This window comes from Streptomyces sp. NPDC091371, assembly GCF_040684275.1.
Lineage (GTDB): Bacteria > Actinomycetota > Actinomycetes > Streptomycetales > Streptomycetaceae > Streptomyces.
The window spans coordinates 203,305-225,879 of the sequence record NZ_JBFBFP010000001.1; the positions used below are offsets into that span (position 1 = coordinate 203,305).

Below are 22,575 nucleotides of genomic sequence, written 5' to 3' on the forward strand. Positions count from 1 at the left end.
CCGTCCTCGTCCTCGATCCATTGACGATCCTCCCCGCGTTATTGCACGGGGATTCCCTTCAGCTCGCGTGGGCGGGCTTAGGGGCTTCACGCATCCGCCGCCGGCTGGTGGCCGGGACTCGCACCCTGGGGATGCTGCGCGTGCTGTTGATCTCCGAGCCACCCGTCCGGCGGGTTCGGGCCTCGATCTCCACCGAGGCATTGTGGTCGGCATCATCCTCATGCCCGCACCGGGTGCAGGCGAACAGCCGACCGCATCCCTTGCGGGACTCGGGATCGACCTGGCCGCAGGCGGCGCAGGTCTGAGAGGTATGGAACGGCGGGACGGCGACGAGTACGGACCCGTACATGCGGGCCTTGTACTCAAGCTGTCGCCGCCGTTCGCCCGGGGTGTTGTCGAGGATCGACCGGTTAAGCCCAGCCTTCGCCCGGACGTTCTTCCCCGGGACCTTGGTGGTGCCCTTCGCGGACTTGGTCATATTCTTCACACGCAGGTCCTCGATACCGATCAGGCCGTGGCTTTTGGCGAGGTCGGTGGTGAGCTTGTGCGTGAAGTCCCGGCGCCGGTTGCCCCGGCGGGTGGTGAGGCTTGCGATCTGGGCGATCGTCGTGCGCAGGCGGCGGCCGTACTTCCCACCGCCGTGTTTCTTCGCGTAGGTGATCTGGCGGGCCTTGCGCTGCTCCAGCGCCTTGAGTCGCTTCTTCTCTTTGGTGGTCAGTGACGGGGGCATGAGGCGGGGTGTGGTCTCGGTGGACACGAACGCGGACGCGGCGACCCCGAAGTCCACCCCGCACGTGGCGTACCCGTTCGGTGCGTCCGGCTTGCGGCCGGTGTGGACACCGAAGGAGATGTGCCAGCCGTTGCCGTCTCGGGACAAGGTGGCGTTGCGGATTGTGCCCCCGATGGCGCGGGAGAGTCTGAACCGTAGCCAGCCGAGTTTCGGCAGACGGACCTCAGCCCAATGCCGGTTCAACTTCCGGACCTCAACCGCCTGCCCTGGAAACGGAATAGACAGGCGATGGCCGCGCTTCTTCCGCGCCGGAAATCGGGCCGGATGCTCGGGGTTCCAGAAATTGTCATACGCATGGTCGAGGCTGCGCAGGATCTGCTGACCTGTCTGAGCCGGAAGGTCGCCGATCCAGTCCAGTTCGGTGCGGGCAGCGGTGAGCTGCTTGCACTGCTCGCCTGACCGCAGGCTGTACCGACGCTGCTCCCACAGGTACACGCGCTGCTCGAGAGCCACATTCCACAGAGCGCGTGCCGTATGCCCCCACCCAGTCAGGACCTGGCCCTGATCACCTGTGGGGTATGCGCGATACTTGCGGCCCGCATCTGCCTTCACGCCCGATACTGTGCCGATGATTTGCTGTCGGCATGCCCCATATCTGGAAAGCGATACATTATGTCTTCACATGCACATCTAGTTTACTTTCATGGCGAATCGCCGACTCGAAACGTTCATCGAGGCCGAGCAGCCGAACCGTCCGCTCGGCCTCGACGGCTGTACTGGGACTGATCGTGACAGTTCGCCCGGATGGCCGGCATTTTGTCCCATACGAGGTATTTCATGCGCTGATCCGTGCCCGCGATAGGTTGCCGCCATGCCTCTCCTCTACGTGACCGACCTGGCGTACCCGTCGCGCGGCCGCCGCTACTGCGACGAGGACATCCTCCTCACCTCCCGGCTGCGGGCCGCCGGCTTCGAACTCGCCCTGTGCCATCCGGCCGACGCGGAGGCGCTCGCGCCCCTGGGCTTCGACGCGGTGGTCGTCCGCAACAGCGGGCCCGTCCTGCACTACCAGCAGGCCTACGACTCCTTCCGCGCGGCCGCCCTCGCCGCCGGGACCCGCGTCTACAACCCGCTCACCGGCCGCGCCGACACGGCGGGCAAGCAGTACCTCCTCGACCTCACCGCGGCCGGGTACCCGGTCATCCCGACCGTCGACGACCCGGCCCGGCTCTCCGAGCTCCCGCAGGTCCCCGCGTACGTGGTCAAGCCCAAGCAGGGCGCCGACTCCATAGGCCTCACCTTCACCGCTGACCCGCAGGGCCCGGCGGGATCGGTCCTCATCCAGCCCCGCATCGACTTCACGTACGAGGTGTCCTTCTACTTCGTCGACGACGCCTTCCAGTACGCCCTGTACGCCCCCGACCCGGCCCGCCGCTGGGACCTCGTCCCCTACGAACCCACCGCGGCCGACCTGGCCTTCGCCCGCGCCTTCGTCGAGTGGAACACCCTCGTCCACGGCATCCAGCGCGTGGACGCCTGCCGCGCCCCCTCCGGCGAACTCCTGCTCGTGGAGCTGGAGGACCTGAACCCGTACCTCTCCCTGGACCTCGTCGCGCCCGACGTCCAGGACGCCTTCGTGGCGGCCCTCACCAGATCCCTGCACTCCTTCCTCGGCTCCACCACGGCCTGATGTCAGACCCGGCTGCCACGCTTTCCCCATGGACAAGCAGACGTTCTGGAAGCTGATCGAATCGGCCCGCGCGGAGGCTTCGTCGCCGGACGAAGTGGCGCAGCGCGCGGCGGAACTCCTCGCCGCTCACCCGGAGCCGGAGATAGCGGCGGCCCAGCAGGTCCTGTGGGACCTGCTGTCCGAGTCGTACAGCGCCCCGCTCTGGGCCGCGGCCTACGTGATCAACGGCGGCTGCTCGGACGACGGCTTCGACTACTTCCGCGGCTGGCTCCTCACGCAGGGGCAGGCGGCCTACGAGGCGGCCCTGGCCGACCCGGACTCCCTCTCCGCCCACCCCGCGGTGCGCGAGGCCGCGGCGGAGGGCCTGGAGCTGTGGGACGAGGACGCCCTCTCGATCGCCTGGACCGCCTACGAGTCCGCCACAGGCCGCGAACTGCCCGCCGACTCCTTCACGATCGGCTACCCGCCGCTGGACCCGTCCTGGGACTTCGACTTCGACGACACGGAGGAAACCGCGGCCCGCCTGCCCAAGCTGAGCGCCCTCTTCGACTAGAGCCTGCTGGTGTCGAGGTCGATCCCGAACGGCTCGGGCAGCCGCACCGGCGTCCCGAAGGCGTGCGGCCCGTCGACCTTCGTATAGCCGAGCCGCCCGGGCTCGGCGAACAGGGTGACGGTCTTGTCCATGCGGTCGACCAGCAGGTAGAGGGGTGCGCCGTACTCGGCGTACCGCTTGCGCTTGACGAGACGGTCGGTCTCGGCATTGGACTCGGAGGTCACCTCGACGACGAGCAGGGTCTGTTCGGGCACCAGCGTGTCGCCGCCTTTGGCGAGCTCTTCGGGGACGACAGCGATGTCCGGCACGTACCAGTTCGCGGACCGGGGGAGGTCCAGGTTGCCGGACCCGGTGACGCACCCGAGCTCCCGGACGCGGGGATAGATCTGGTACCGGACCTGTTCCGCGGCATGCTCGTGGTCCCACGTCGGAGGTGTCACGGCGTCCCCGCCCCCTTGGATCACGCCTTCGATGATCTCGACACGGTCACCCTGCATGTGCTGGATGGCGTACTTCAGCGCACGCTCTGGTTCGATGCCCTCGCCGTAGTCGTGCGCGGTGGTGGTCATGCCGGACGCCTCCTTCGCTGCCTGGATCCAGACTCCCACGTGCCCCCTCCGCCCGTCGTCACCCGAACGGGTGCGCGGGGAGGACCGTCACTCGTAGCGGTACAGGAGCGACTCCCGCTCGCTCTGCCGGATCTCCTCGATGGTCAGTCCGGGCAGGCCCAGATGGGAGAGGGTGACCTCCGCGGAGCTCGGGACGGCGTCCTGCGCGAGCCACTCCTCGGGCTTCCAGGCACTGCCGCGCAGGAGCGCCTTCGGGCAGTGCTGGTAGGCCTCCTCGACCTCCACCACGATCGCGGTGCGCGGGGGCTTGCCGACGGGGGTCAGCTGGGCCAGCAACTGCGGATCCGCGGAGACGCAGGCCTTGCCGTTCACCCGCAGCGTGGTGGTGCGGCCGGGGATCAGGAAGATCAGGCCGGCGCGGCCGGTCTCCACGATGTTGCGGCTGCTGTCGAGCCGCTTGTTGCCGGTGGCGTCGGGGATGGCGAGGGTGAACTCGTCCAGCACGGCCACGAACCCGGGCGGCCCGCCCCGGGGAGTCACGTCGCAGGTCCCGTCGGCGCCGGCGCTGGCGACGAACACCAGGGACGACCGCCCGATGACCGCGCGGGCCACGTCGTGGATCCGGTCCACGGCCTTGCGGCGGACCAGCTCGCTGGGCTCTTCGTACAGCTCGCTCAACTCGGCCGTGCTCTGGACGGCGGTGGCGTTCAGGGCGTCGAATATGCGCCCGTTCGGAGGCGTGGTGGCTGTCACGTGCACGCACGCTATCCGAAGTGATCCACATGGGGGCGCCTCAGCGTTCGCCGTCGTCCTCGTACGGGGGGATCGTCCAGCGCAGCACGGCCTGGCCCGCCGCATCGCCGCCCAGGGTGACCGGGTACACCTGCCCGAAGTCCCGCTCACCGGCGTGCCGCACGGAGTGGTCGCCGGGATCCCAGTCGATGCCGAGCACCGGGCACCCGGCGACTTCGACCACCCCCGCGAGCAGCTCGTGGTCCTGCCCGGCCCGGTGGACGAGGTGGTAGTCGGTGTGCTCGTCCACCGAGACCACCAGGCCCCGACCCCGATCGTGTCCGTCGACCCATGCCACGAGCCGGTCCGCGAGCTCCCGCGCCTGCGCCAGCGGCAGATCCCGCCATCCCCGCGGCCCGCCCTGGTAGGCCGCCCGCCCGACCGGCGTGCCGCCGAACTCCGCGCAGGCGGCCTCCACGTGAAGTCCCCAGTACCTGACGTCCGCCAGGCCGCTGCGCGCCCCGCCGCCGCCCAACCCGGTGAAGGAATCCAGGGCGCGGGCGTCGCCCAGCACCATCCCGCAGCGGTCCACCGGAAGATCCCCGATCGCCAGCTCGGGACCTCCGGCCCACGGCAGCCCGAGGCCGACCTCCAGCACCCCGATGGTCGGCGCCCCGTCGAAGGGTGACGGCTGCACGGTCGCCCGTACCGCCAGCGGCCGGTCGGCGGCGGCCGCCACGGCGACGGCCTCGGCCTCGTCCTCCAGGAGATGGCCGCCCCCGGCCCGTGCCGCGTCCGCCGCTCGGACGGACAGCGGCTGGTCCGTCTCCTGCCAGAAGTCGATCCACCCGGCCATGCCGAGCACGAGCACCCCGGACGGTGCGGTCACAAAGCCCAGATCGGTCGCTGCTTCAGCCATGCGGGCATTGTCGTACGGGCGTGACGGGCGGTTCACGCGCGGATGGCAAGCTTGAAACATGAACGATGCTGCCCCGGCGCCCACCCCCGCGCCCGCGCCCCGCCGTGCCCGTGTCCGTGCCCCCGAGCTGATCGGCAAGGGTGGATGGCTGAACACCGGCGGCAAAGAGCTCACCCTCGCCGACCTGCGAGGTAAGTGCGTTGTTGTGGATTTTTGGACGTTCTGCTGCATCAACTGCCTGCACGTCCTCGACGAGCTGCGCGAGCTGGAGGAGAAGCACCGCGACACCGTCGTGATCATCGGCGTGCACTCGCCGAAGTTCGTGCACGAGGCCGAGCACGCCGCAGTCGTCGATGCCGTCGAGCGGTACGAGGTGCACCACCCCGTCCTCGACGACCCCGAGCTCGCCACCTGGAAGCAGTACGCCGTCCGCGCCTGGCCCACGCTCGTGGTGATCGACCCCGAGGGGTACATCGTCGCCCAGCACGCCGGCGAGGGGCACGCGCACGCCATCGAGCGGCTGGTGGTGGAGCTGGAGGCCGAGCACGAGGCCAAGGGGACGCTGCGGCGCGGGGACGGGCCGTACGTGGCGCCCGAGCCGGTCGCGAGCGACCTGCGGTTCCCCGGCAAGGCGCTGCTGCTGCCCAGCGGCAACTTCCTGGTCTCGGACTCGACGCGGCACCAGCTCGTCGAGCTGGCCGCCGACGGGGAGAGCGTCGTACGGCGCATCGGCAGCGGGAGCCGCGGATTCACGGCGGAGAGCTTCAGCGAGCCGCAGGGCCTTGCGCTGCTGCCGGACGGTCGGGTCGTGGTCGCCGACACCGTGAACCACGCGCTGCGCGTCCTCGACCTGGAGACCGGCGCCGTCGAGACCGTCGCCGGGACCGGGCGGCAGTGGTGGCAGGGCTCGCCCACCTCCGGTCCGGCCCTGGAGGTCGACCTGTCCTCGCCGTGGGACGTGGCCTGGTGGCAGGGCAAGGTGTGGATCGCGATGGCGGGCGTGCACCAGCTGTGGACCTGGGATCCGGAGGAGGGGACCGTCGGCGTCGCCGCCGGTACCACCAACGAGGGACTGCACGACGGGCCCGTCGCCGAGGCCTGGTTCGCGCAGCCGTCCGGGCTCGCCGCGGCCGGGGACCGGCTGTGGATCGCCGACTCCGAGACCAGCGCCCTGCGGTACGTGACGGACACGACGGAGGGGTACGTCGTCGAATCCGCCGTCGGTACGGGCCTGTTCGACTTCGGGCACCGGGACGGGGACGCCGGCCAGGCGCTGCTCCAGCACCCGCTCGGGGTGACGGCCCTGCCCGACGGGTCGGTCGCGGTGTGCGACACGTACAACCACGCGCTGCGGCGCTACGACCCCGCCACCGGGCAGGTGTCGACCCTCGCCACCGATCTGCGCGAGCCGAGCGACGCCGTGCTCGTCGGCGGGGACATCGTGGTCGTGGAGTCCGCCCGGCACCGGCTGACCCGGCTGCGGCTCCCGGAGGAGGCCGTACGGGTGGACGCGGTCGCCCACCGTACGCAGCGGGCCGCCACCGAGGTGGCCCCCGGCACGCTCCGGCTCGACGTGGTCTTCCAGGCGCCCAGCGGGCAGAAGCTCGACACCCGCTACGGGCCCTCCACGCGGCTGCTGGTCTCCTCGACCCCGCCGGAGCTGCTCGCCGCCGGCGAGGGCGCGGGTACCGACCTGTTCCGCGAGCTGGTCCTCGCGGACGGCGTCACCGAGGGCGTGCTGCACGTCTCCGCGATGGCCGCGTCCTGCGACGACGACCCTTCCAACGAGTACCCGGCCTGCCACGTCCACCAGCAGGACTGGGGCGTGCCCGTCCGCGTGACCGCGGACGGGGCCGGCCGGCTGCCCCTCGTCCTCGCCGGGATGGACGAGGAGGAGTAGAGCGTCGCCGCCTTCCTGGGGGCTCAGGCCTCCAGGAAGGCCACCAGGGCGTTGGCGAGGAGGTACGGGTCGTCGGCGCCGCACAGTTCGCGGGCGCTGTGCATCGAGAGGATCGCGACGCCGATGTCCACGGTCTGGATGCCGTGGCGGGCGGCCGTGATCGGGCCGATCGTCGTGCCGCAGGGCATCGAGTTGTTGGAGACGAAGGTCTGCCACGGCACGCCGGCCCGCTCGCAGGCGCTCGCGAACACCGCGCGCCCGCTGCCGTCCGTCGCGTACCGCTGGTTGACGTTGACCTTCAGGATCGGGCCGCCGTTGGCGCGCGGGTGGTGCGTGGGGTCGTGCCGCTCACCGTAGTTGGGGTGCACGGCGTGGCCGGTGTCCGAGGAGAGGCAGATGGTGCCGGCGAAGGCGCGGGCGCGGTCCTCGTAGGTGCCGCCGCGCGAGAAGACTGAACGTTCCAGCACGTTGCCGAGGAGCGGGCCGTCCGCGCCGGTGTCCGACTGGGAGCCGTTCTCCTCGTGGTCGAAGGCGGCGAGGACCGGGATGTGGTCGAGCTTGGCGCCGGTGGAGACCGCCGCCAGCGCCGCGACGCCCGCGTGCACCGACAGCAGGTTGTCCATGCGCGGGCCGGCCAGCAGTTCGCGGTCGCGGCCGAGGTAGGCGGGCGGCTCGATGGAGTGGACCATCAGGTCCCAGCCGGCCACCGAGCCCTGCGGCAGGCCCTCTTCCTCCTCCAGGAAGGCGATCAGGTCGCCCTCCTGGACGTCGCCGAGGCCCCAGATCGGCTGCATGTGGCGCTGCTTGTCGAGCTTGAGCCCGTCGGTGTTGACCGACCGGTCCAGGTGCACGGCGAGTTGGGGCACGCGCAGCAGTGCGCGGTCCACGTTGACGAGGCGCTCGGTGCCGTCGCGCAGGGTCAGCCGGCCGGCGAGGCCGAGGTCCCGGTCCAGCCAGGTGTTGAGCAGGGTGCCGCCGTAGATCTCGACGGCGATCTGCCGCCAGCCCTGGGAGCCGGTGTCCGGCAGCGGCTTGACCCGCAGGTTGGGGGAGTCGGTGTGCGCGCCGATGATGCGGAACGGGGTGTGCGCGGCCGCGCCCTCCGGGACGTACCAGGCGATGAGCGCGCCGCCGCGGAGCACGAACTTGCCCCCGGTGCCCGCGTCCCAGGCGTCCGTTTCCGACAACTGCCTGAAGCCTGCCTTCTCCAGCCGCTCGGCCGCGTTGGCCACGGCGTGGTACGGCGACGGACTGGCCGTCAGGAAGGTCATCAGGTCGTCGGTGTGGCCGCGGTCGAAGCGGGCGGGAGAGCTCATGTGTGTCACCTTAACGACGGTTGTGTACGCCATGGCCGGACTGCGGCGGATAGCCGAGAGCCAGGGGCCGCGGGGCGTGTGGTCTGCGGTCCCGGTGCGTGCGTCTCAGCCCGGCGGGCGCTCGAAGCGGCGCTGGAGCTGTCTGCGCTCGCCGCGGCGGATGCGCGGGAGCATCTCCGGGGTCTGCGCGGAGCGCTGCGCGCGTCTCTTGCGTCCGGCGCAGAAGATACAGGCCTCGCCGGGGGGTGCGTCGGGGTCGATGGGGGCTCCGGGGTGCTCGGAGCAGCCCGAGGCGTTGCGGGGGCGGGACAGTTCGCGGGCGACCATGAAGGCGCGGTGGAGGTCGTCCGCGATGCGTACGAACTCGTCGGCGGGAGAGGACAGGCCCAGGTGGAAGCGCTGGTCCTCGACGGTGCGCAGGTACTGGCGCAGCAGCTGGAGGGTGTACGGGCCCTCGGGCACCGGGTAGCCGAGGCGGCGCTGCTCGACCGCGGCGGGGGCGGCCGGGCGGGCGCCGTGCAGGCGTTGCCCGAGGCGGCGCCGGTCGTTGCAGATGAGGCAGCGGCCCCAGCCGTCGGGGGCCTCGGGGTCGAGGGCGCCGTTGGGGTGCTCGGGGCAGCCGGTGTAGCTCCTGGCGGGGGCCAGGCCGGCGGCGGTCTGGAAGGCCACGTAGAGCGCGTCGGCGATGGCGTCGTACTCGGCGGGGTGGGCGCCGTCGTACAGCTCGCGCAGGTGGTCGCCGAGGCTGCCCAGGCTCGCCTGCAGCTCCTTGAGGGCGTACGGCCGCCCGGTGGGGACGGAGTACCCCCTGCTGCCGTGCTGATCCTGTGGACTCATGCGTATGAGCGTCCCATGGACGGCTGACATCGGGGAAAGCCGCAGACCAGGGCGGGTGCGCTGCGCTGTGCCGCGCTTGAGGGGGGTGGGTGCGGGCACCGGGTCGCACGACCGGTGCCCGCGCCCGCCCGGCCCCGGGCGTGCGGGCGGCCGGGCCTCAGTGTGGAGGGCCCGGCCGCCGCACCCGCACCGCGTGCGTGTGACCTGCGGGGCGGCGCAGCCTAGAAGGCGGCCTCGTCGAGGTCCATCAGGGTGTTGTCGACGGCCTCGGCCAGCGCGCGCTGGACGGAGACGCCGGGCAGGACCTGGGCCGCGAAGAACTTCGCGGCGGCGATCTTGCCGGTGTAGAAGGGGACGTCCTTCGCGGAGGCGGTCGCCAGCTTCTCGGCGGCCACGGCGGCACCCTTGAGCAGCAGGTATCCGACGACGACGTCGCCCGAGACCATCAGCAGGCGGGTGGTGTTCTGGCCGACCTTGTAGATGTTCTTGACGTCCTCGCCGGTGGCGGTGAGGTCGACGATCATCTGGCCGACGATGGCCTCCAGGTCCACGGCGGCCTTGGCCAGCGCGTCGCGCGCCGGGGCGAGCTCCTCGCCGCCGACGGCCTCGGCCAGGAACTTCTTGATCGTCTCGGAGAGGACGTTCAGGGAGGCGCCCTGGTCGCGGACGATCTTCCGGAAGAAGAAGTCCTGGCCCTGGATCGCGGTGGTGCCCTCGTAGAGGGTGTCGATCTTGGCGTCGCGGATGTACTGCTCGATCGGGTACTCCTGCAGGTAGCCGGAGCCGCCGAAGGTCTGCAGGGACTGGGCGAGCTGCTCGTAGGACCGCTCCGAGCCGTAGCCCTTCACGATCGGCAGGAGCAGGTCGTTGAGGCCGATCAGCGAGGAGGCGTCCTCGCCCGCCGCCTGCTTGAGCTGGATCTCGTCCTGGACGGAGGCGGTGTACAGGACCAGGGCGCGCATGCCCTCGGCGTACGCCTTCTGCGTCATGAGCGAGCGGCGCACGTCGGGGTGGTGCGTGATGGTGACCTTGGGCGCGGTCTTGTCCATGAAGTTGGCCAGGTCCGGACCCTGCACGCGCTCCTTGGCGTACTCCAGCGCGTTCAGGTAGCCGGTCGAGAGCGTCGCGATGGCCTTCGTGCCGACCATCATGCGGGCGAACTCGATGATCATGAACATCTGGCGGATGCCGTCGTGCTTGTCGCCGATCAGCCAGCCCTTGGCGGGGTGCTTGTCGCCGAAGGTCATCTCGCACGTGTTGGAGGCTTTGAGGCCCATCTTGTGCTCGACGTTCGTCGCGTAGACGCCGTTGCGCTCGCCCAGCTCGCCGGTCTCCCAGTCGAAGTGGAACTTCGGGACGAGGAAGAGCGACAGGCCCTTGGTGCCCGGGCCGTGGCCCTCGGGGCGCGCGAGGACGTAGTGGAGGATGTTCTCCTCCATGTCGTGCTCGCCGGACGTGATGAAGCGCTTCACGCCCTCGATGTGCCAGGAGCCGTCCTCCTGCTGCACGGCCTTGGTGCGGCCGGCGCCGACGTCCGAACCGGCGTCCGGCTCGGTCAGGACCATGGTGGAGCCCCAGCGCTTCTCGACCGCGATCTGCGCGATCTTCTTCTGCGCCTCGTTGCCCTCCTCGTGCAGGACGCCGGCGAAGGCCGGGCCGGAGGAGTACATCCAGATGGCCGGGTTCGAGCCGAGCAGCAGCTCCGCGTAGGCCCAGACGAGGGAGCGCGGGGAGACGGTGCCGCCGATCTCCTCCGGGATGCCCATGCGCCAGTACTCGGAGTCCATGAAGGCCTTGTAGCTCTTCTTGAAGGAGGCCGGGACCGGCGCCGTGTTCGTCTCCGGGTCGAAGACGGGCGGGTTGCGGTCGGCGTCCGCGAAGGACTCGGCGAGCTCGTTCTCGGCGAGGCGGGCTATCTCGGACAGGACGTCCTTGGCGGTCTCGGAGTCCATCTCCTCGAACGGACCGGTGCCGTACAGCTTGTCGCGGCCGAGCACCTCGAAGAGGTTGAACTCGATGTCGCGGAGATTCGACTTGTAGTGCCCCATGGCGACGGCTCCGTTAAGGCTCGGGGAGACAGGTTCCTCGTACATACCAATCGGTAACGTCATGATGCTACCCGCCGGTAATAAGGCGCAACCCTTACCCCTGGGACTGTGACGACCCTCTCGGCAACTCGCACCACACAGTTTTGCCCTGCGCTGCTTGAGCGACGCCCCAGCGCAGCGATACGGCGGCCGGCAGGGCGAGGCCCCGGCCGGACTCGTCGGCGTCCGCCGCCTGCCGCGGTACGGGCTGCGCCCGGGCGTCGGGGTCGGTGAGCTCGACTCGCGTACGAGTTGCCCTTCCGGTGACGCGCAGGGTGACGGGCGTGCCTTCGCCAGGGCGTCGGCCAGTCGCTGCGCGGTGGCGGCCTGCGCTACAGCAACGGGTCCGAGGGGCTCTGCGTCGAGGTGGGTGACGGCCTCGCCGGGCTGGTCCCCGTGCGGGACTCCAAGGTCGAGGACGGGCCCGTCCTCGTGGTCTCGGCGGCGGCCTGGGCCCCCTTCCTGGCCAACCTCAAGGCCCACTGACCGGAACTCGGCGGCTCCGCCGCCCCCGGCCTCGGTAGGCTTCGCCTCATGTACGGCTACGACCAGAACCCGGGCGCGCAGCAGCAGTACGCCCCGCAGCAGCCGCCGCAGGGCTACGGGCAGCAGCCGCCGCTGTACCCCGAGCCCTCGCCGCCCTCCCTCGCGGACGCGGTGCGCGCCTTCACGACCGGGTCGCTGTCCGCCGAGGACTTCCAGCAGGTTTTCGCCGGCTCGAAGGTCTACTGCCCGCGCGGCGAGACCCCCGGGTTCCTGGCGCTGCACAACACGCAGCAGCCGGTCATCCCGATGTTCACCACGCTCAAGGAACTGCGCCGGTACGCCGGCAAGGAGTCCAAGTACTTCGTGATCACGGGCGCCGAGGTCATCGACCTCCTGCCGACCGGGTACGGCTTCGTCCTCGACATGGAGGGCGACCACCGGATGGTCTTCGACGCGAAGGCGGTCGAGCAGATGGTCGACTTCGCGATGCGCCGTATGTATGGCTGACCGGAGCGCCTGAGTTCCGGACGGGGGCGGGGGCGAGCTCGATGCTGCGGGTGCACTTCACGACCGAGGACCTGTTCAACGTCACTTTCGCGAGCGAACCGCTGCCGCTGGTGGAGCTGGCCATGGCACTGGTCGCCTGCCAGCGCCTCGATGAGCAGGCGGTTTTCGGCCGCTGGCGGGGCCGCGCGGCCCGGGAGCTGTCGGGTGCCGGGGTGCGGCCGCTGCTGGAGCTGCTGCGGCCGGACGGAGACAACCCGCAGTTCGTCGAGCCTTACGCGCGCACCCTGGAGGAGGGGCTTGCCGCCGTACGGGAGGCGGGCTCCCGGCTCAGCCCCGAGGAACTGGTCCGGGTGGCTGCCCGGGCCCCCGGCTCCGCTTCCTGGCTGCGCGCGCTGTGGCGGCAGGACCGCGAGGCGTGGGACCAGCTCGACGGCGCGCTGCGGGCTGCACACGAGGTGCTCGTGGCCCCGTACTGGAGCCGTATCCGGCAGTCCTTCCAGGCGGACGTGGCCTGGCGCACCCGGCTGCTGGCCGCCCACGGCATCAAGGCGGCGCTCGCGAGCACGCACCCCGCGGCCGGCTGGGCGGGCACGGCCTTCGAGGTCGACCGTGAGCCGGCGTACGAGGTGCACCTGGCGGGGCGCGGGCTGCTGCTGATGCCCTCGCCGTTCTGGACGGGGCGCCCGCTGGTCGCGGAGGGCCCGGCGGGCCCGGCGGGGGCGTACCTGCTGTTGTACCCGGCGCTGACCCCGCTGCCCCTGGTCGCCCCGGGCCCGGCCGAGGGCGCGCTGGACGCGCTGCTGGGCCGCACCAGGGCGGCGGTGCTCCAGCTGCTGGTCCAGCAGCGCACCACCTCGGAACTGGCCCGGGACCTCGACATCAGCCTGCCCTCGGTCTCGGAGCACACCCGCACCCTGCGCGCGGCCGGCCTGATCACCACCCGGCGGGACGGCAAGGCGGTCCTCCACTCGGCGACGGGGCTGGGCGTGGACCTGCTGCACAGCGGGGGCTGAACGTTTCGGCGACGGCCGAAAGCATCGCGCCCCGGGCGGCGGCTGCCGAGTATCGGTGCAGCGGGGGAAGCCCGCTCCTACCGATCAGGGGAGAGTGCGATGTCTCGTACGTCGTTACGCACGAAGCTCGCGGCGCTGGCGGCCACGGGGGTGATGGCGCTGGGTACGGGGGTCCTGGCGGCGGCACCGGCCGAGGCGGCGGTCGCCTGCCCGTACGAGTACTTCTGCGCCTACCCGGAACCCGGGTACGGGGGCCAGCCCATCATGCTCTGGTCCTGCAGTGACGTCCGGTACATACCGTGGTCCAGTACTGGATCGTGGATCAACAACCAGACCTCGGGTACGCGTGCACGGTTCATCTACTCCGGCGGGGCGAGCAGCTACACCGACGGCGCCTGGTCCGTAGCGCCCGGTGGCGTCAACTGGAGCCAGATCTACTACATCGACCCCTGCTAGCCACGCTGGTCCCTCCCGTCGCGCCCGTCCCGCCGCACACCGCGGCCGGGGCGGGCGTGCGCGTGTCTTGGGGAAGCCCTGCCGGTGCTCCCGGTCTGAAGTGCGTGCGCCCGAGCCCTGCTCTAGCGTCGGAAGGGCGAGGGTGACCGATGCGTCGAGCCGGTCGCCTCTCCGGGTGCCTGCTCCGCGCCGCCCCCGCCCGTGGTCCGGCGCACTCGCGGATCGCGTGACCGACCGAGAGAGCAGGTGTCGCATGCGTTCGTCGGCTCGTATCCCCAGCATCCTCGCCGGCCTGGCCCTCGCCGTCGGCGGCAGCGTGTTCGCCGTCCCTGCCGCGCATGCGAACAGCCAGCAGTGCGAGCAGTACGTCGCCCAGCAGAAACTGCAGGTCACTGACGACGTCCGGCAGGCGTGCTACCAGGGTCAGATCGGCAACCAGACCAGCTGCAGCGCCACCCTCACCGGGGCCGGCATCTCCAAGGACGTCGCGGCCCAGGCCTGTCGGGTGGCTCCGCAGTAGCGGCCGCGGGGGTCTGTGCCAGGGGTGAGCCCCGGGGGAATTTCCCCCGGGGCTCCTTCTGTTCTGCGGGGTGTGGCAGAAAGTTCGAGTTTCAACTAAACTCGGAGCAGAAGGAGGTCCTGACCATGCCCGCAGTGACTGTTGAGAACCCGTTGACCCTTCCGCGAGTGGCCGAGCCGCAGGCCGCCGCCGCGCGCAAGGTGCTGGCCGTCGTCTCCGCTCCCGGTGGGTTCGAGGGCGAGGGATTCCCGGTGCGCCGCGCGTTCGCCGGGATCAACTACCAGTACCTCGACCCGTTCATCATGATGGACCAGATGGGCGAGGTGGAGTACGCGCCGGGCGAGCCCAAGGGCACCCCCTGGCACCCCCACCGCGGCTTCGAGACCGTCACGTACCTGATCGACGGAACCTTCGTCCACCAGGACAGCAACGGCGGTGGCGGAGTCATCAACGGCGGTGACACCCAGTGGATGACCGCCGGTTCGGGCCTCCTGCACATCGAGGCCCCGCCGGAGGCCCTCGTCGTGTCCGGCGGGCTGTTCCACGGCCTCCAGCTGTGGGTCAACCTCCCGGCCTCCGACAAGATGATGCCCCCGCGCTACCAGGACATCGGCGGCGGCCAGGTCCAGCTGCTGACCACCCCGGACGGCGGCTCCCTGCTCCGCGTGATCGCCGGCGAGCTCGACGGGCACCAGGGCCCGGGCATCACCCACACCCCGATCACGATGATCCACGCGACCGTCAGCCCGGGCGCGCAGATCACCCTCCCGTGGCGCGAGGACTTCAACGGCCTCGCGTACGTCCTGGCCGGGCGCGGCTCCGTCGGCGAGGACCGCCGGCCGGTCCACACCGGGCAGACGGCCGTCTTCGGCGAGGGCGGCTCGATCACGGTGCGGGCGGATGAGGCGCAGGACTCCAACGCCCCGGCCCTGGAGGTCGTGCTGCTCGGCGGGCGTCCGATCCGGGAACCGATGGCGCACTACGGGCCGTTCGTCATGAACAGCAAGCACGAGCTCCAGCAGGCCTTCGACGATTTCCAGGCGGGCCGGCTGGGCCGCATCCCCACCACCGCGCGCGCGGGCCTCGGCCACCGCGGTACGGGCGAGGCCGAGGAGGGCTGACGCCCGTGGGCCCGTTGGGCCCCTGGGACGGTGCAGGGACGGTGCGACCGGGACCACTCCGGAGCGGGGGTGGTCCCGGTCCCGTACCCGGTCTGAGCGGTACCCGGTCTGAGTACCCGCGCGCGGGCAGGTGAGTAGCCGGGCGCCTGTGCCGGACCCGCGCACAGCGTTGGATCGGGGCATGGACACCGCCGCCCCCTCAGCGACCCCCACGGCTCCGACCCCGTCCCCGGCTCCTGCGGGAGCCAGGGACCGGACCCGCCTCTGGGCCGGTCTGTCCGCGGCGATCTTCCCCGTGGTCTTCGTGGGAGCGGTCGTCCTGCTCCTGTCGTCCGTGCGGGTGTCGGGCTGCGTGACCTACGGAGTGGAGTGTCCCCGGGGGCTGCCCGGATGGCTGTTCCTGTGGAGCGCCGGCGCCGCGGGAGCGGCCTTCCTCGTCGCGCTGGCCGCGCCCCGCCCGCGGGTCCGCCAGTGGGCGCTGGCCGTACAGCTCCTCGCGGAGTGCACGGCGATCCTGGTGGTGCTCAGCTACCACCCGGGCCCGGCCTAGGCCCGCGCCCTCCCGGTCAGGCGGGATCCACCGGTCCGGGGACCGCGCCCTCGCCGTACCGGGCCCGGAGTTCTGAGATCACGCCGAAGACGGCCGCGGCCAGCGGTACCGCGAGCAGCATCCCGAGGATCCCGGCGACGCTCGCCCCGGCCGTGATGGCCAGCATGACCACCACCGGATGCATCTGCACCGTGCGGCTCTGCACCAGGGGCTGCAGGACGTACCCCTCGATCACCTGGACCAGGAGCACCACGCCCAGCACCCACAGGCCGATCACCCAGCCCCGGTCTGCGAGGGCGACGAGGACCGCCACGGCGCCGGAGAGGAAGGCGCCGAGGTAGGGGATGTAGGCGGTCACGAACACCAGGGCTGCCAGGCCCACCGCGCCCGGGACGTCGAGGATCAGCAGGCCGATGCCGATCAGCACGCCGTCGACCAGGGCCACGAAGGTGGTCCCGCGCATGAAGCCCTCGACGGCCTCGAAGGCCCGCCGGCCCATGGCCTCCATCAGGTCGCCCGAGCGGCTCGGGACGAGCGAGCGCAGCGTTCCGACCGCGTGGTCGGAGTCGCGGAGGAAGAAGAAGATCAGTACGAGTGCCAGCAGGGCCGTCGCGATCATCGTCCCGACCACGCTGAGCCCGGCGACCACGCCCGAGGCGGCCGTGCCGCCGAACTTGGTCAGCAGGTCCTTCGAGTTCTTCGCGACGTCCTCCACCGAGGTGCCGAGCGCCCCGAAGTGCTCCGCGAGGCTCTCGCCGGCCCGCCGGAGCGCGTCGACGATCTGGTCGCCGGTCTCGATGAGCGCGAGGACGACGATGTACGAGGCCCCGCCGACCACGGCGACCACGGCCAGGCAGGTGAGGGCCGCGGCGAGGGAGCGGTTGACCTTCATGCGGACCAGCCGCCGGTGCATCGGCCCGAGCAGGGCGGTGCCGAGCACGGCGAGCAGTACGGGCGTGACCACGGTCCGGAAGACGGTGCACAGCCAGACGACGAGGGCCAGTACGGCGGTGACGAGCAGGACGACGGCGCACCAGGCGGCGAGGCGCCTCACGGGCTCGGGGAGCAGGGAGTTCGGCACGCCGTCATCCAATCACCTTTGATGATCGGTTCAGGGCAGCGGCTCAGCAGCTGGTCACTTGGTCGGTCGGGTCGGTGGTGCATGTGTCGCGTCCGGCTCCGCCGTCGACCATCTCGGCGACGCCGTCCCGGGTGTTGACGGTGTCGGCGCCCGCGCCGGCGCCCACGGTGTCCGTGCCCGGACCGGCGGCGATGGTGTCGTTGCCGGACTCGCCGGTCAGGGAGTCGTCGCCGCTTCCGCCGTCGAGGGTGTCGCCGCCGGGCCCGCCGTTCCGTCGCCCGAGAACGACAGGTCCAGGTCACCGGCCGCCGCGTGTGCGGTCGGTGCCGGCCCGAACGCGGTCGCCGCGGCCAGCGCGGCCACCCCGACGGCTCGTCTCCACTTGCTCAACGTCAGCTACCTGTCGCCGCGCCCCCTTGGTCGGCGTACAGGGTGTACGGACACGCATGGCACCGGGCGACCGGAACGCCGCCGGGTCAGTCGGACGGCGGCTTCGACTGCTCGTACAGCTCGAACCAGATCGACTTGCCCTCGCCCTGCGGGTCCACGCCCCAGGTGTCGGCCAGCATCTCCATCAGCAGCACCCCGCGTCCGCTGGAGGCCATCTCGCCCGGATGCCGCTTGTGCGGGAGCTCATCGCTGGCGTCCGCGACCTCCACGCGCAGCCGGCGGCCGCCCAGCTCGCCGACGGCCTCCGCGACCAGCAGCGCGTCGCCGTCGGTGTGCATGAGGACGTTGGTCACCATCTCGGAGACCATCAGCACCGCCGAGTCCACCTGTTCCTCGTCGGCCCAGTCGTGGAGCAGCTCCCGGATCTGCTGCCGCGCGCCCGCGATCCGCTCGGGTTCGGCCTGGGCCACGGTCAGCATCGTGCGGCGGGCCGGGCGGGACGGGTGCAGCAGCGGGGTCCCGCAGCCGCAGCCCTCGCCCTCGCGGCACAGCAGCACCACGGCTATGTCGTCCTCGCGGCGGTCGGCCAGCGGGCCCGTCGTGTGGTGCGAGGACGGCCCGTGCACGGCCTGGACCAGCAGGTCGGCGAGCCTTTCGAGGTGGCCGCCGTCGAGGTCCGCCCCGTCCTCGGGGCCGGGGGTCTCGGACTCCAGGATCGCGCGCAGCCGTGCCCAGCCGGTGTCGAGGTCGTGCCCGCCGGTCTCGATGAGCCCGTCGGTGCAGAGCATCATCGTCTCGCCCGGCTCCAGGGTGAACCGGGTCGTGGGGTAGTCGGTGTCGGGGACGATCCCGAGGGGGAGGCCGCCCGCGGTGGGCCGCATCAGGACGGTGCCGTCGGTCATCCGGATGGCCGGGTCGGGGTGGCCGGCGCGGGCCACCTCCAGCATCCCGGTCCGGGGGTCGCATTCCGCGTACAGGCAGGTCGCGAAGCGGGGGCTCTGGTCGTCCGAGTCCTCGTACGAGTCCGTGATGCCCGCCAGGAAGCGGGAGGCGCGCGAGAGCACCGCGTCGGGGCGGTGGCCCTCCGAGGCGTACGCGCGGACCGCGATCCGCAGCTGGCCCATCAGGCCGGCCGCCCGCACGTCGTGGCCCTGGACGTCGCCGATGACCAGCGCGAACCGTCCCGAGGGCAGCGGGATCATGTCGTACCAGTCGCCGCCGACCTGGAGTCCGCCGCCCGTGGGGACGTAGCGGGCGGCGATCTGCATGCCGGGGATCTCCGGGCCGAGCTGGGGCATCATCGACCGCTGCAGGCCGGTGGTGAGTTCCCGCTCGGATTCGGCCACGCCGGCGCGCTGGAGCGCCTGGGCCAGCATCCGGGCCACGGTCGTCAGGACGGAGCGCTCGTCGGGGGAGAAGGACACCGGGTGCTTGAAGGCGGCCATCCAGGCGCCCATGGTGCGGCCGGCCACGATGAGGGGCAGGAAGGCCCAGGAGGTCCGGCCGAAGCGCTGGGCGAGCGGCCAGGTGGCCGGGAACCGCCGTTTGTAGTCCTCGGGGGTGGGCAGGTAGATCGCCCGGCCGGTACGGACGACCTCCGCGGCCGGGTAGGCGGTGTCGAGCCGCATGTCGGAGAAGGGGCCCTCGTCGCCGGGGCCGTGCCCGTGGTGCCCGATGATCGACAGCCGGTCCCCGGCCACGCCGAAGACGGCCAGCCCGTCCGGGCTGAAGCCGGGCATGGACAGGGAGGCCGCGACCCGCAGCACCTCGGCGGTGGACCGGGCCTCGGCCAGCGCGCGCCCCGCGTCGAGCAGGAAGGCCTCGCGGGAGCGCCGCCAGTCGCCGGTGATCGGGGTGTGCGCGGCGGTGGTGCCGGGCTGGGGCTCGGCGATCTCCTGGATGGTGCCGATCAGCTCGTAGTCGAGGCGGCCGTCCGCCGTCCGGTTCTCCAGGGGCTTCGAGCGGCTGCGTACGGTGCGCAGGACGCGGCCGTCCTCGTCCATGATCCGCAGCCGGGCCTCGGCGAGGGTGCCCTCGGCGACCGCGAGGTTGACGATGCCGTTGATCTCGTTCCAGTCCACCGGGTGGAAGCGGGAGCGTACGGCGACCTCCGCGAGCTCCACCGGCTCGGCGGGCAGACCGAGGAGCCGGGCGGCCTCGCTGTCGAGGGAGACCGTCCCGGAGGCGTTGTCCCATCGCCACAGGCCCGTCGCGATGGCGGCCAGGACATCCTCGGTACGCACCCGGTCATCTTTACAGGTCATACGCCTGACGTGCCTGTCCACCGGGTCTGCCGGGCGTGCCCGACCCGGTCGCCCCCCGGACGGTAACCTTGGGACGGTTGAATCCACCCTGGTATCGCGAAGAACTGGATGACTGATGCATCGGTACAGGTCCCACAAGTGCGACGAGCTCCGCGCCTCTGACGTCGACACCGACGTCCGGCTGAGCGGCTGGCTGCACAATCGTCGAGACCTGGGCGGCATCCTCTTCATCGATCTCCGCGACCACTACGGCATCACGCAGATCGTGGCCCGTCCCGGCACCGCCGCCGCCGCGGCCCTGGAGAAGCTCTCCAAGGAGACCGTGGTCCGCGTCGACGGCAAGGTCGTCTCGCGCGGCGCCGAGAACATCAACCCCGAGCTGCCGACCGGCGAGATCGAGATCGAGGCCGCCGAGGTCGAGGTGCTGGGCGCGGCCGCCCCGCTGCCCTTCACGATCAACACCGACGACGGTGTGAACGAGGAGCGGCGCCTGGAGTACCGCTTCCTCGACCTGCGCCGCAAGCGCATGCACGACAACATCATGCTGCGCTCGGCGGTCATCGCCTCGATCCGCTCGAAGATGGTGGCCCTCGGCTTCAACGAGATGGCGACCCCGATCCTCACCGCGACCTCCCCCGAGGGCGCCCGTGACTTCGTCGTCCCGTCCCGCCTGAACCCGGGCAAGTTCTACGCCCTGCCGCAGGCCCCGCAGCAGTTCAAGCAGCTGCTGATGATCTCCGGCTTCGACCGGTACTTCCAGATCGCGCCCTGCTTCCGCGACGAGGACGCCCGCGCCGACCGCTCGCCGGGCGAGTTCTACCAGCTCGACGTGGAGATGTCGTTCGTCGAGCAGGAGGACGTCTTCCAGCCGATCGAGCGCCTGATGACCGAGATCTTCACGGAGTTCGGCAAGGGCCGCGAGGTCACCTCGCCGTTCCCGCGGATCCCGTTCCGCGAGTCGATGCTGAAGTACGGCAACGACAAGCCCGACCTGCGCGCCAAGCTGGAGCTCGTCGACATCACCGACGTCTTCGAGGGCTCGGAGTTCAAGGCGTTCGCCGGCAAGCACGTGCGTGCCCTGGCCGTCCCGGACACCGCCGCGCAGCCGCGCAAGTTCTTCGACGGCCTCGGCGACTTCGCGGTCTCGCTCGGCGCGAAGGGCCTGGCCTGGGTCCGCGTCGGCGAGGACGGTGCCCTGACCGGCCCGATCGCCAAGTTCCTCACCGAGGAGAACGTCAAGGTCCTCACCGAGCGCCTGGGCCTGGCCGCCGGCCACGCCGTGTTCTTCGGTGCGGGCGAGTTCGACGAGGTCTCCAAGATCATGTCCGGCGTTCGCGTCGAGGCCGCCAAGCGCGCGGGCCAGTTCGAGGAGAACGTCTTCCGGTTCTGCTGGATCGTCGACTTCCCGATGTACGAGAAGGACGAGGAGACCGGCAAGATCGACTTCTCGCACAACCCCTTCTCCATGCCGCAGGGCGGCATGAAGGACCTGGAGGAGAAGGACCCGCTCGACATCCTGGCCTGGCAGTACGACATCGTCTGCAACGGCATCGAGCTGTCGTCGGGCGCCATCCGCAACCACGAGCCCGAGGTCATGCTGAAGGCCTTCGAGATCGCCGGTTACGAGGCCGAGACCGTCGAGCGCGAGTTCGCGGGCATGCTGCGCGCGTTCCGCCTCGGCGCCCCGCCGCACGGTGGCATCGCCCCGGGCGTGGACCGCATGGTCATGCTGCTCGCCGACGAGCCGAACATCCGCGAGACCATCGCCTTCCCGCTCAACGGCAACGCGCAGGACCTGATGATGGGCGCGCCGACGGTGCTGGAGGAAGCCCGTCTGCGCGAGCTGAACATCGCGCTGCGGGGGCCGGTGGAGACGAAGCCGGCCGACGCCAAGCCGATCGCCGAGGCCGTGCACCCGGACGCTGCGCGCTGAGCGGTCACCTGTACGGGTAACGCGTAACGGGCAAAGGGCAGGGCCCGGGGTCGATGACCCCGGGCCCTGCCCTTTTGCTTGCCCGCAGCGGCTAGAACCGGTCCAGGATGCCCTTGGCGAGGGCGGCGGAGGTCAGCTCCGCGGGGGCCGGGCCGGCGTGGAAGAAGCCGGCGTTCTCGGCGTCCAGCTTGCGCAGGAAGTCGAAGGCCTTGGAGTCGTGCTCGCCGAACGCGACGAACTGCCAGTGGATGCCGGGGGCGGCGGTGGCCGCGTCGGTGATCGCCTGGCGTGCGGGGCGGACGTTGTCGGGCGCGCCGTCCGTCTGGAACACGACCAGGGCCGGGCCCTCGCCGCCGTCCTTCTGGTAGCGCTCGACGACGGCCTCGACGGCCACGTGGTAGCTGGTGCGGCCCATCCGGCCGAGCTCGGCGTGCCGGGCCTCGACCCAGGCCCCGTCGTGGGCGTCGAGAGCCAGGTCGGCGGTGCCGTCCACCTCCGTGGAGAAGAACACGGTGTGCACGGTCGCGGCCTCGTCGAGGTGGGCGGCGAGGGCGAGGGCGTGGTCGGCGAGGTGCTGCGCACTGCCGTCCTTGTAGAACCCGCGCATGGACCCGGAACGGTCCAGCACGAGGTACACCTTGGCCCGCGCGCCGGCCTTCCCCTTGCCGCGCAGCACCTGCCCGACGGCCTTGTACGCCCCCAGGACCCCGGGCGCCGCGCGCTTCACGGCGGCCAACGCGTGCGCGGCCGCCTCCGGCGCGGTCGCCTGGTCCTCCACCTCGCCCTCGGCCACCGGCTCGGCGGCGGGTTCGTCCTGCTCCGCAGCAGCGGCGACGGGCTCGGCCTCTGTCTCGGCGTCAGCCGCGTCCTGCGCCTGCGGCGCGTCGTCCTGCTCCGCAGCGGCTGCGACCGGCTCGGCCG

Annotated in this window: 23 protein-coding genes and 1 pseudogene; 11 read left to right on the plus strand and 13 right to left on the minus strand. The window is 71.3% G+C overall.

The genetic code is table 11. From position 1 onward, the window contains the following. Window positions 1–58: 58 nt before the first annotated feature. The gene (locus AB0O21_RS01000) at window positions 59–1,342 is read right to left on the minus strand and encodes a transposase (protein ID WP_365164599.1); all 1,284 of its coding nucleotides are present in this window, start codon (window positions 1,340–1,342) and stop codon (window positions 59–61) included. Window positions 1,343–1,601: 259 nt separating this feature from the next. On the opposite strand from AB0O21_RS01000, the gene AB0O21_RS01005 reads away from it, so the two are divergent. Both AB0O21_RS01005 and AB0O21_RS01010 read left to right on the plus strand, forming a co-directional pair. Then, window positions 1,602–2,420: a hypothetical protein gene (locus AB0O21_RS01005; RefSeq protein WP_365164602.1), complete on the plus strand. Its 819-nt coding sequence runs from the start codon at window positions 1,602–1,604 to the stop codon at window positions 2,418–2,420. A gap of 28 nt (window positions 2,421–2,448) precedes the next feature. After that, window positions 2,449–2,973, plus strand: coding sequence for a DUF4240 domain-containing protein (locus AB0O21_RS01010; RefSeq protein WP_365164604.1), 525 nt, complete (start codon window positions 2,449–2,451; stop codon window positions 2,971–2,973). Here AB0O21_RS01010 and AB0O21_RS01015 read toward each other — a convergent pair. The 3 genes from AB0O21_RS01015 to AB0O21_RS01025 form a co-directional block, all read right to left on the minus strand. After that, window positions 2,970–3,542, minus strand: a complete 573-nt coding sequence (locus AB0O21_RS01015; protein ID WP_365164606.1) for a Uma2 family endonuclease — start codon at window positions 3,540–3,542, stop codon at window positions 2,970–2,972. The genes AB0O21_RS01010 and AB0O21_RS01015 overlap by 4 nt on opposite strands. An 87-nt stretch (window positions 3,543–3,629) precedes the next feature. Continuing rightward, the gene (locus tag AB0O21_RS01020) at window positions 3,630–4,295 is read right to left on the minus strand and encodes an MSMEG_1061 family FMN-dependent PPOX-type flavoprotein (RefSeq protein WP_365164609.1); all 666 of its coding nucleotides are present in this window, start codon (window positions 4,293–4,295) and stop codon (window positions 3,630–3,632) included. A gap of 40 nt (window positions 4,296–4,335) precedes the next feature. Continuing rightward, window positions 4,336–5,193, minus strand: a complete 858-nt coding sequence (locus AB0O21_RS01025; RefSeq protein WP_365164611.1) for a hypothetical protein — start codon at window positions 5,191–5,193, stop codon at window positions 4,336–4,338. 58 nt (window positions 5,194–5,251) lie between these two features. On the opposite strand from AB0O21_RS01025, the gene AB0O21_RS01030 reads away from it, so the two are divergent. Continuing rightward, window positions 5,252–7,093, plus strand: coding sequence for an NHL domain-containing thioredoxin family protein (locus AB0O21_RS01030; RefSeq protein WP_365164613.1), 1,842 nt, complete (start codon window positions 5,252–5,254; stop codon window positions 7,091–7,093). Window positions 7,094–7,116: 23 nt separating this feature from the next. On the opposite strand, the gene AB0O21_RS01035 is transcribed toward AB0O21_RS01030, so the two are convergent. The 4 genes and pseudogenes from AB0O21_RS01035 to AB0O21_RS01050 all read right to left on the minus strand — a co-directional run. Continuing rightward, window positions 7,117–8,409: a M18 family aminopeptidase gene (locus AB0O21_RS01035; protein WP_365164615.1), complete on the minus strand. Its 1,293-nt coding sequence runs from the start codon at window positions 8,407–8,409 to the stop codon at window positions 7,117–7,119. A 105-nt stretch (window positions 8,410–8,514) separates the two neighbouring features. After that, the gene (locus tag AB0O21_RS01040; protein ID WP_365164617.1) at window positions 8,515–9,246 is read right to left on the minus strand and encodes a hypothetical protein; all 732 of its coding nucleotides are present in this window, start codon (window positions 9,244–9,246) and stop codon (window positions 8,515–8,517) included. 221 nt (window positions 9,247–9,467) lie between these two features. Further along, window positions 9,468–11,294: an acyl-CoA dehydrogenase gene (locus AB0O21_RS01045; protein WP_365164619.1), complete on the minus strand. Its 1,827-nt coding sequence runs from the start codon at window positions 11,292–11,294 to the stop codon at window positions 9,468–9,470. Between the two features lie 94 nt (window positions 11,295–11,388). Further along, a pseudogene (locus AB0O21_RS01050) lies at window positions 11,389–11,628 on the minus strand (ATP-binding protein); the annotation flags it as partial. 71 nt (window positions 11,629–11,699) lie between these two features. On the opposite strand from AB0O21_RS01050, the gene AB0O21_RS01055 reads away from it, so the two are divergent. The 7 genes from AB0O21_RS01055 (at window position 11,700) to AB0O21_RS01085 (ending at window position 15,986) form a co-directional block, all read left to right on the plus strand. Beyond that, entirely contained in the window at window positions 11,700–11,819 is a 120-nt protein-coding gene (locus tag AB0O21_RS01055) for a DUF397 domain-containing protein (protein WP_365164621.1), read from the plus strand. A 48-nt stretch (window positions 11,820–11,867) separates the two neighbouring features. Continuing rightward, window positions 11,868–12,326 (plus strand): SseB family protein, encoded by a 459-nt coding sequence (locus AB0O21_RS01060; protein ID WP_365164624.1) that lies wholly within the window; start codon window positions 11,868–11,870, stop codon window positions 12,324–12,326. Window positions 12,327–12,376: 50 nt separating this feature from the next. After that, on the plus strand, window positions 12,377–13,339 hold the full coding sequence (locus AB0O21_RS01065; protein ID WP_365164627.1) for a DUF5937 family protein: 963 nt from the start codon (window positions 12,377–12,379) through the stop codon (window positions 13,337–13,339). 99 nt (window positions 13,340–13,438) lie between these two features. Continuing rightward, entirely contained in the window at window positions 13,439–13,795 is a 357-nt protein-coding gene (locus AB0O21_RS01070; RefSeq protein ID WP_365164629.1) for a hypothetical protein, read from the plus strand. 253 nt (window positions 13,796–14,048) lie between these two features. Then, entirely contained in the window at window positions 14,049–14,315 is a 267-nt protein-coding gene (locus AB0O21_RS01075; protein ID WP_365164632.1) for a hypothetical protein, read from the plus strand. A gap of 125 nt (window positions 14,316–14,440) precedes the next feature. After that, entirely contained in the window at window positions 14,441–15,436 is a 996-nt protein-coding gene (locus AB0O21_RS01080) for a pirin family protein (protein WP_365164635.1), read from the plus strand. 181 nt (window positions 15,437–15,617) lie between these two features. Further along, window positions 15,618–15,986 (plus strand): hypothetical protein, encoded by a 369-nt coding sequence (locus AB0O21_RS01085; protein ID WP_365164637.1) that lies wholly within the window; start codon window positions 15,618–15,620, stop codon window positions 15,984–15,986. A 16-nt stretch (window positions 15,987–16,002) separates the two neighbouring features. Here the strand turns inward: AB0O21_RS01085 and AB0O21_RS01090 are convergent, their stop codons facing one another. From AB0O21_RS01090 to AB0O21_RS01105, 4 genes are all read right to left on the minus strand, one after another. After that, window positions 16,003–17,067 carry an AI-2E family transporter gene (locus tag AB0O21_RS01090; RefSeq protein WP_365164639.1) on the minus strand — a complete coding sequence of 355 codons (1,065 nt, stop codon included), beginning with the start codon at window positions 17,065–17,067 and terminating at the stop codon, window positions 16,003–16,005. 43 nt (window positions 17,068–17,110) lie between these two features. Next, window positions 17,111–17,287, minus strand: coding sequence for a hypothetical protein (locus AB0O21_RS01095; protein ID WP_365165412.1), 177 nt, complete (start codon window positions 17,285–17,287; stop codon window positions 17,111–17,113). After that, entirely contained in the window at window positions 17,284–17,457 is a 174-nt protein-coding gene (locus tag AB0O21_RS01100) for a hypothetical protein (protein WP_365164641.1), read from the minus strand. The genes AB0O21_RS01095 and AB0O21_RS01100 overlap by 4 nt, the downstream gene beginning before the upstream one ends. An 86-nt stretch (window positions 17,458–17,543) precedes the next feature. After that, window positions 17,544–19,700 (minus strand): SpoIIE family protein phosphatase, encoded by a 2,157-nt coding sequence (locus AB0O21_RS01105; protein WP_365164643.1) that lies wholly within the window; start codon window positions 19,698–19,700, stop codon window positions 17,544–17,546. 136 nt (window positions 19,701–19,836) lie between these two features. Between AB0O21_RS01105 and aspS the strand changes: the two genes are divergently transcribed. Further along, window positions 19,837–21,654, plus strand: a complete 1,818-nt coding sequence (gene aspS / locus AB0O21_RS01110; protein WP_365164645.1) for an aspartate--tRNA ligase — start codon at window positions 19,837–19,839, stop codon at window positions 21,652–21,654. Window positions 21,655–21,745: 91 nt separating this feature from the next. On the opposite strand, the gene AB0O21_RS01115 is transcribed toward aspS, so the two are convergent. After that, on the minus strand, window positions 21,746–22,575 hold an 830-nt coding region (locus tag AB0O21_RS01115; RefSeq protein ID WP_365164647.1), incomplete at its 5' end, for a VWA domain-containing protein.

Bases quoted from the DNA above. Each gene is read 5' to 3' on its own strand.
- AB0O21_RS01005 (WP_365164602.1), top strand. From the start codon at position 1,602: ATGCCTCTCCTCTACGTGACCGACCTGGCGTACCCGTCGCGCGGCCGC.
- AB0O21_RS01010 (WP_365164604.1), top strand. From the start codon at position 2,449: ATGGACAAGCAGACGTTCTGGAAGCTGATCGAATCGGCCCGCGCGGAG.
- AB0O21_RS01015 (WP_365164606.1), bottom strand. From the start codon at position 3,542: ATGACCACCACCGCGCACGACTACGGCGAGGGCATCGAACCAGAGCGT.
- AB0O21_RS01025 (WP_365164611.1), bottom strand. From the start codon at position 5,193: ATGGCTGAAGCAGCGACCGATCTGGGCTTTGTGACCGCACCGTCCGGG.
- AB0O21_RS01030 (WP_365164613.1), top strand. From the start codon at position 5,252: ATGAACGATGCTGCCCCGGCGCCCACCCCCGCGCCCGCGCCCCGCCGT.
- AB0O21_RS01035 (WP_365164615.1), bottom strand. From the start codon at position 8,409: ATGAGCTCTCCCGCCCGCTTCGACCGCGGCCACACCGACGACCTGATG.
- AB0O21_RS01040 (WP_365164617.1), bottom strand. From the start codon at position 9,246: ATGAGTCCACAGGATCAGCACGGCAGCAGGGGGTACTCCGTCCCCACC.
- AB0O21_RS01045 (WP_365164619.1), bottom strand. From the start codon at position 11,294: ATGGGGCACTACAAGTCGAATCTCCGCGACATCGAGTTCAACCTCTTC.
- AB0O21_RS01060 (WP_365164624.1), top strand. From the start codon at position 11,868: ATGTACGGCTACGACCAGAACCCGGGCGCGCAGCAGCAGTACGCCCCG.
- AB0O21_RS01070 (WP_365164629.1), top strand. From the start codon at position 13,439: ATGTCTCGTACGTCGTTACGCACGAAGCTCGCGGCGCTGGCGGCCACG.
- AB0O21_RS01075 (WP_365164632.1), top strand. From the start codon at position 14,049: ATGCGTTCGTCGGCTCGTATCCCCAGCATCCTCGCCGGCCTGGCCCTC.
- AB0O21_RS01080 (WP_365164635.1), top strand. From the start codon at position 14,441: ATGCCCGCAGTGACTGTTGAGAACCCGTTGACCCTTCCGCGAGTGGCC.
- AB0O21_RS01085 (WP_365164637.1), top strand. From the start codon at position 15,618: ATGGACACCGCCGCCCCCTCAGCGACCCCCACGGCTCCGACCCCGTCC.
- aspS (WP_365164645.1), top strand. From the start codon at position 19,837: ATGCATCGGTACAGGTCCCACAAGTGCGACGAGCTCCGCGCCTCTGAC.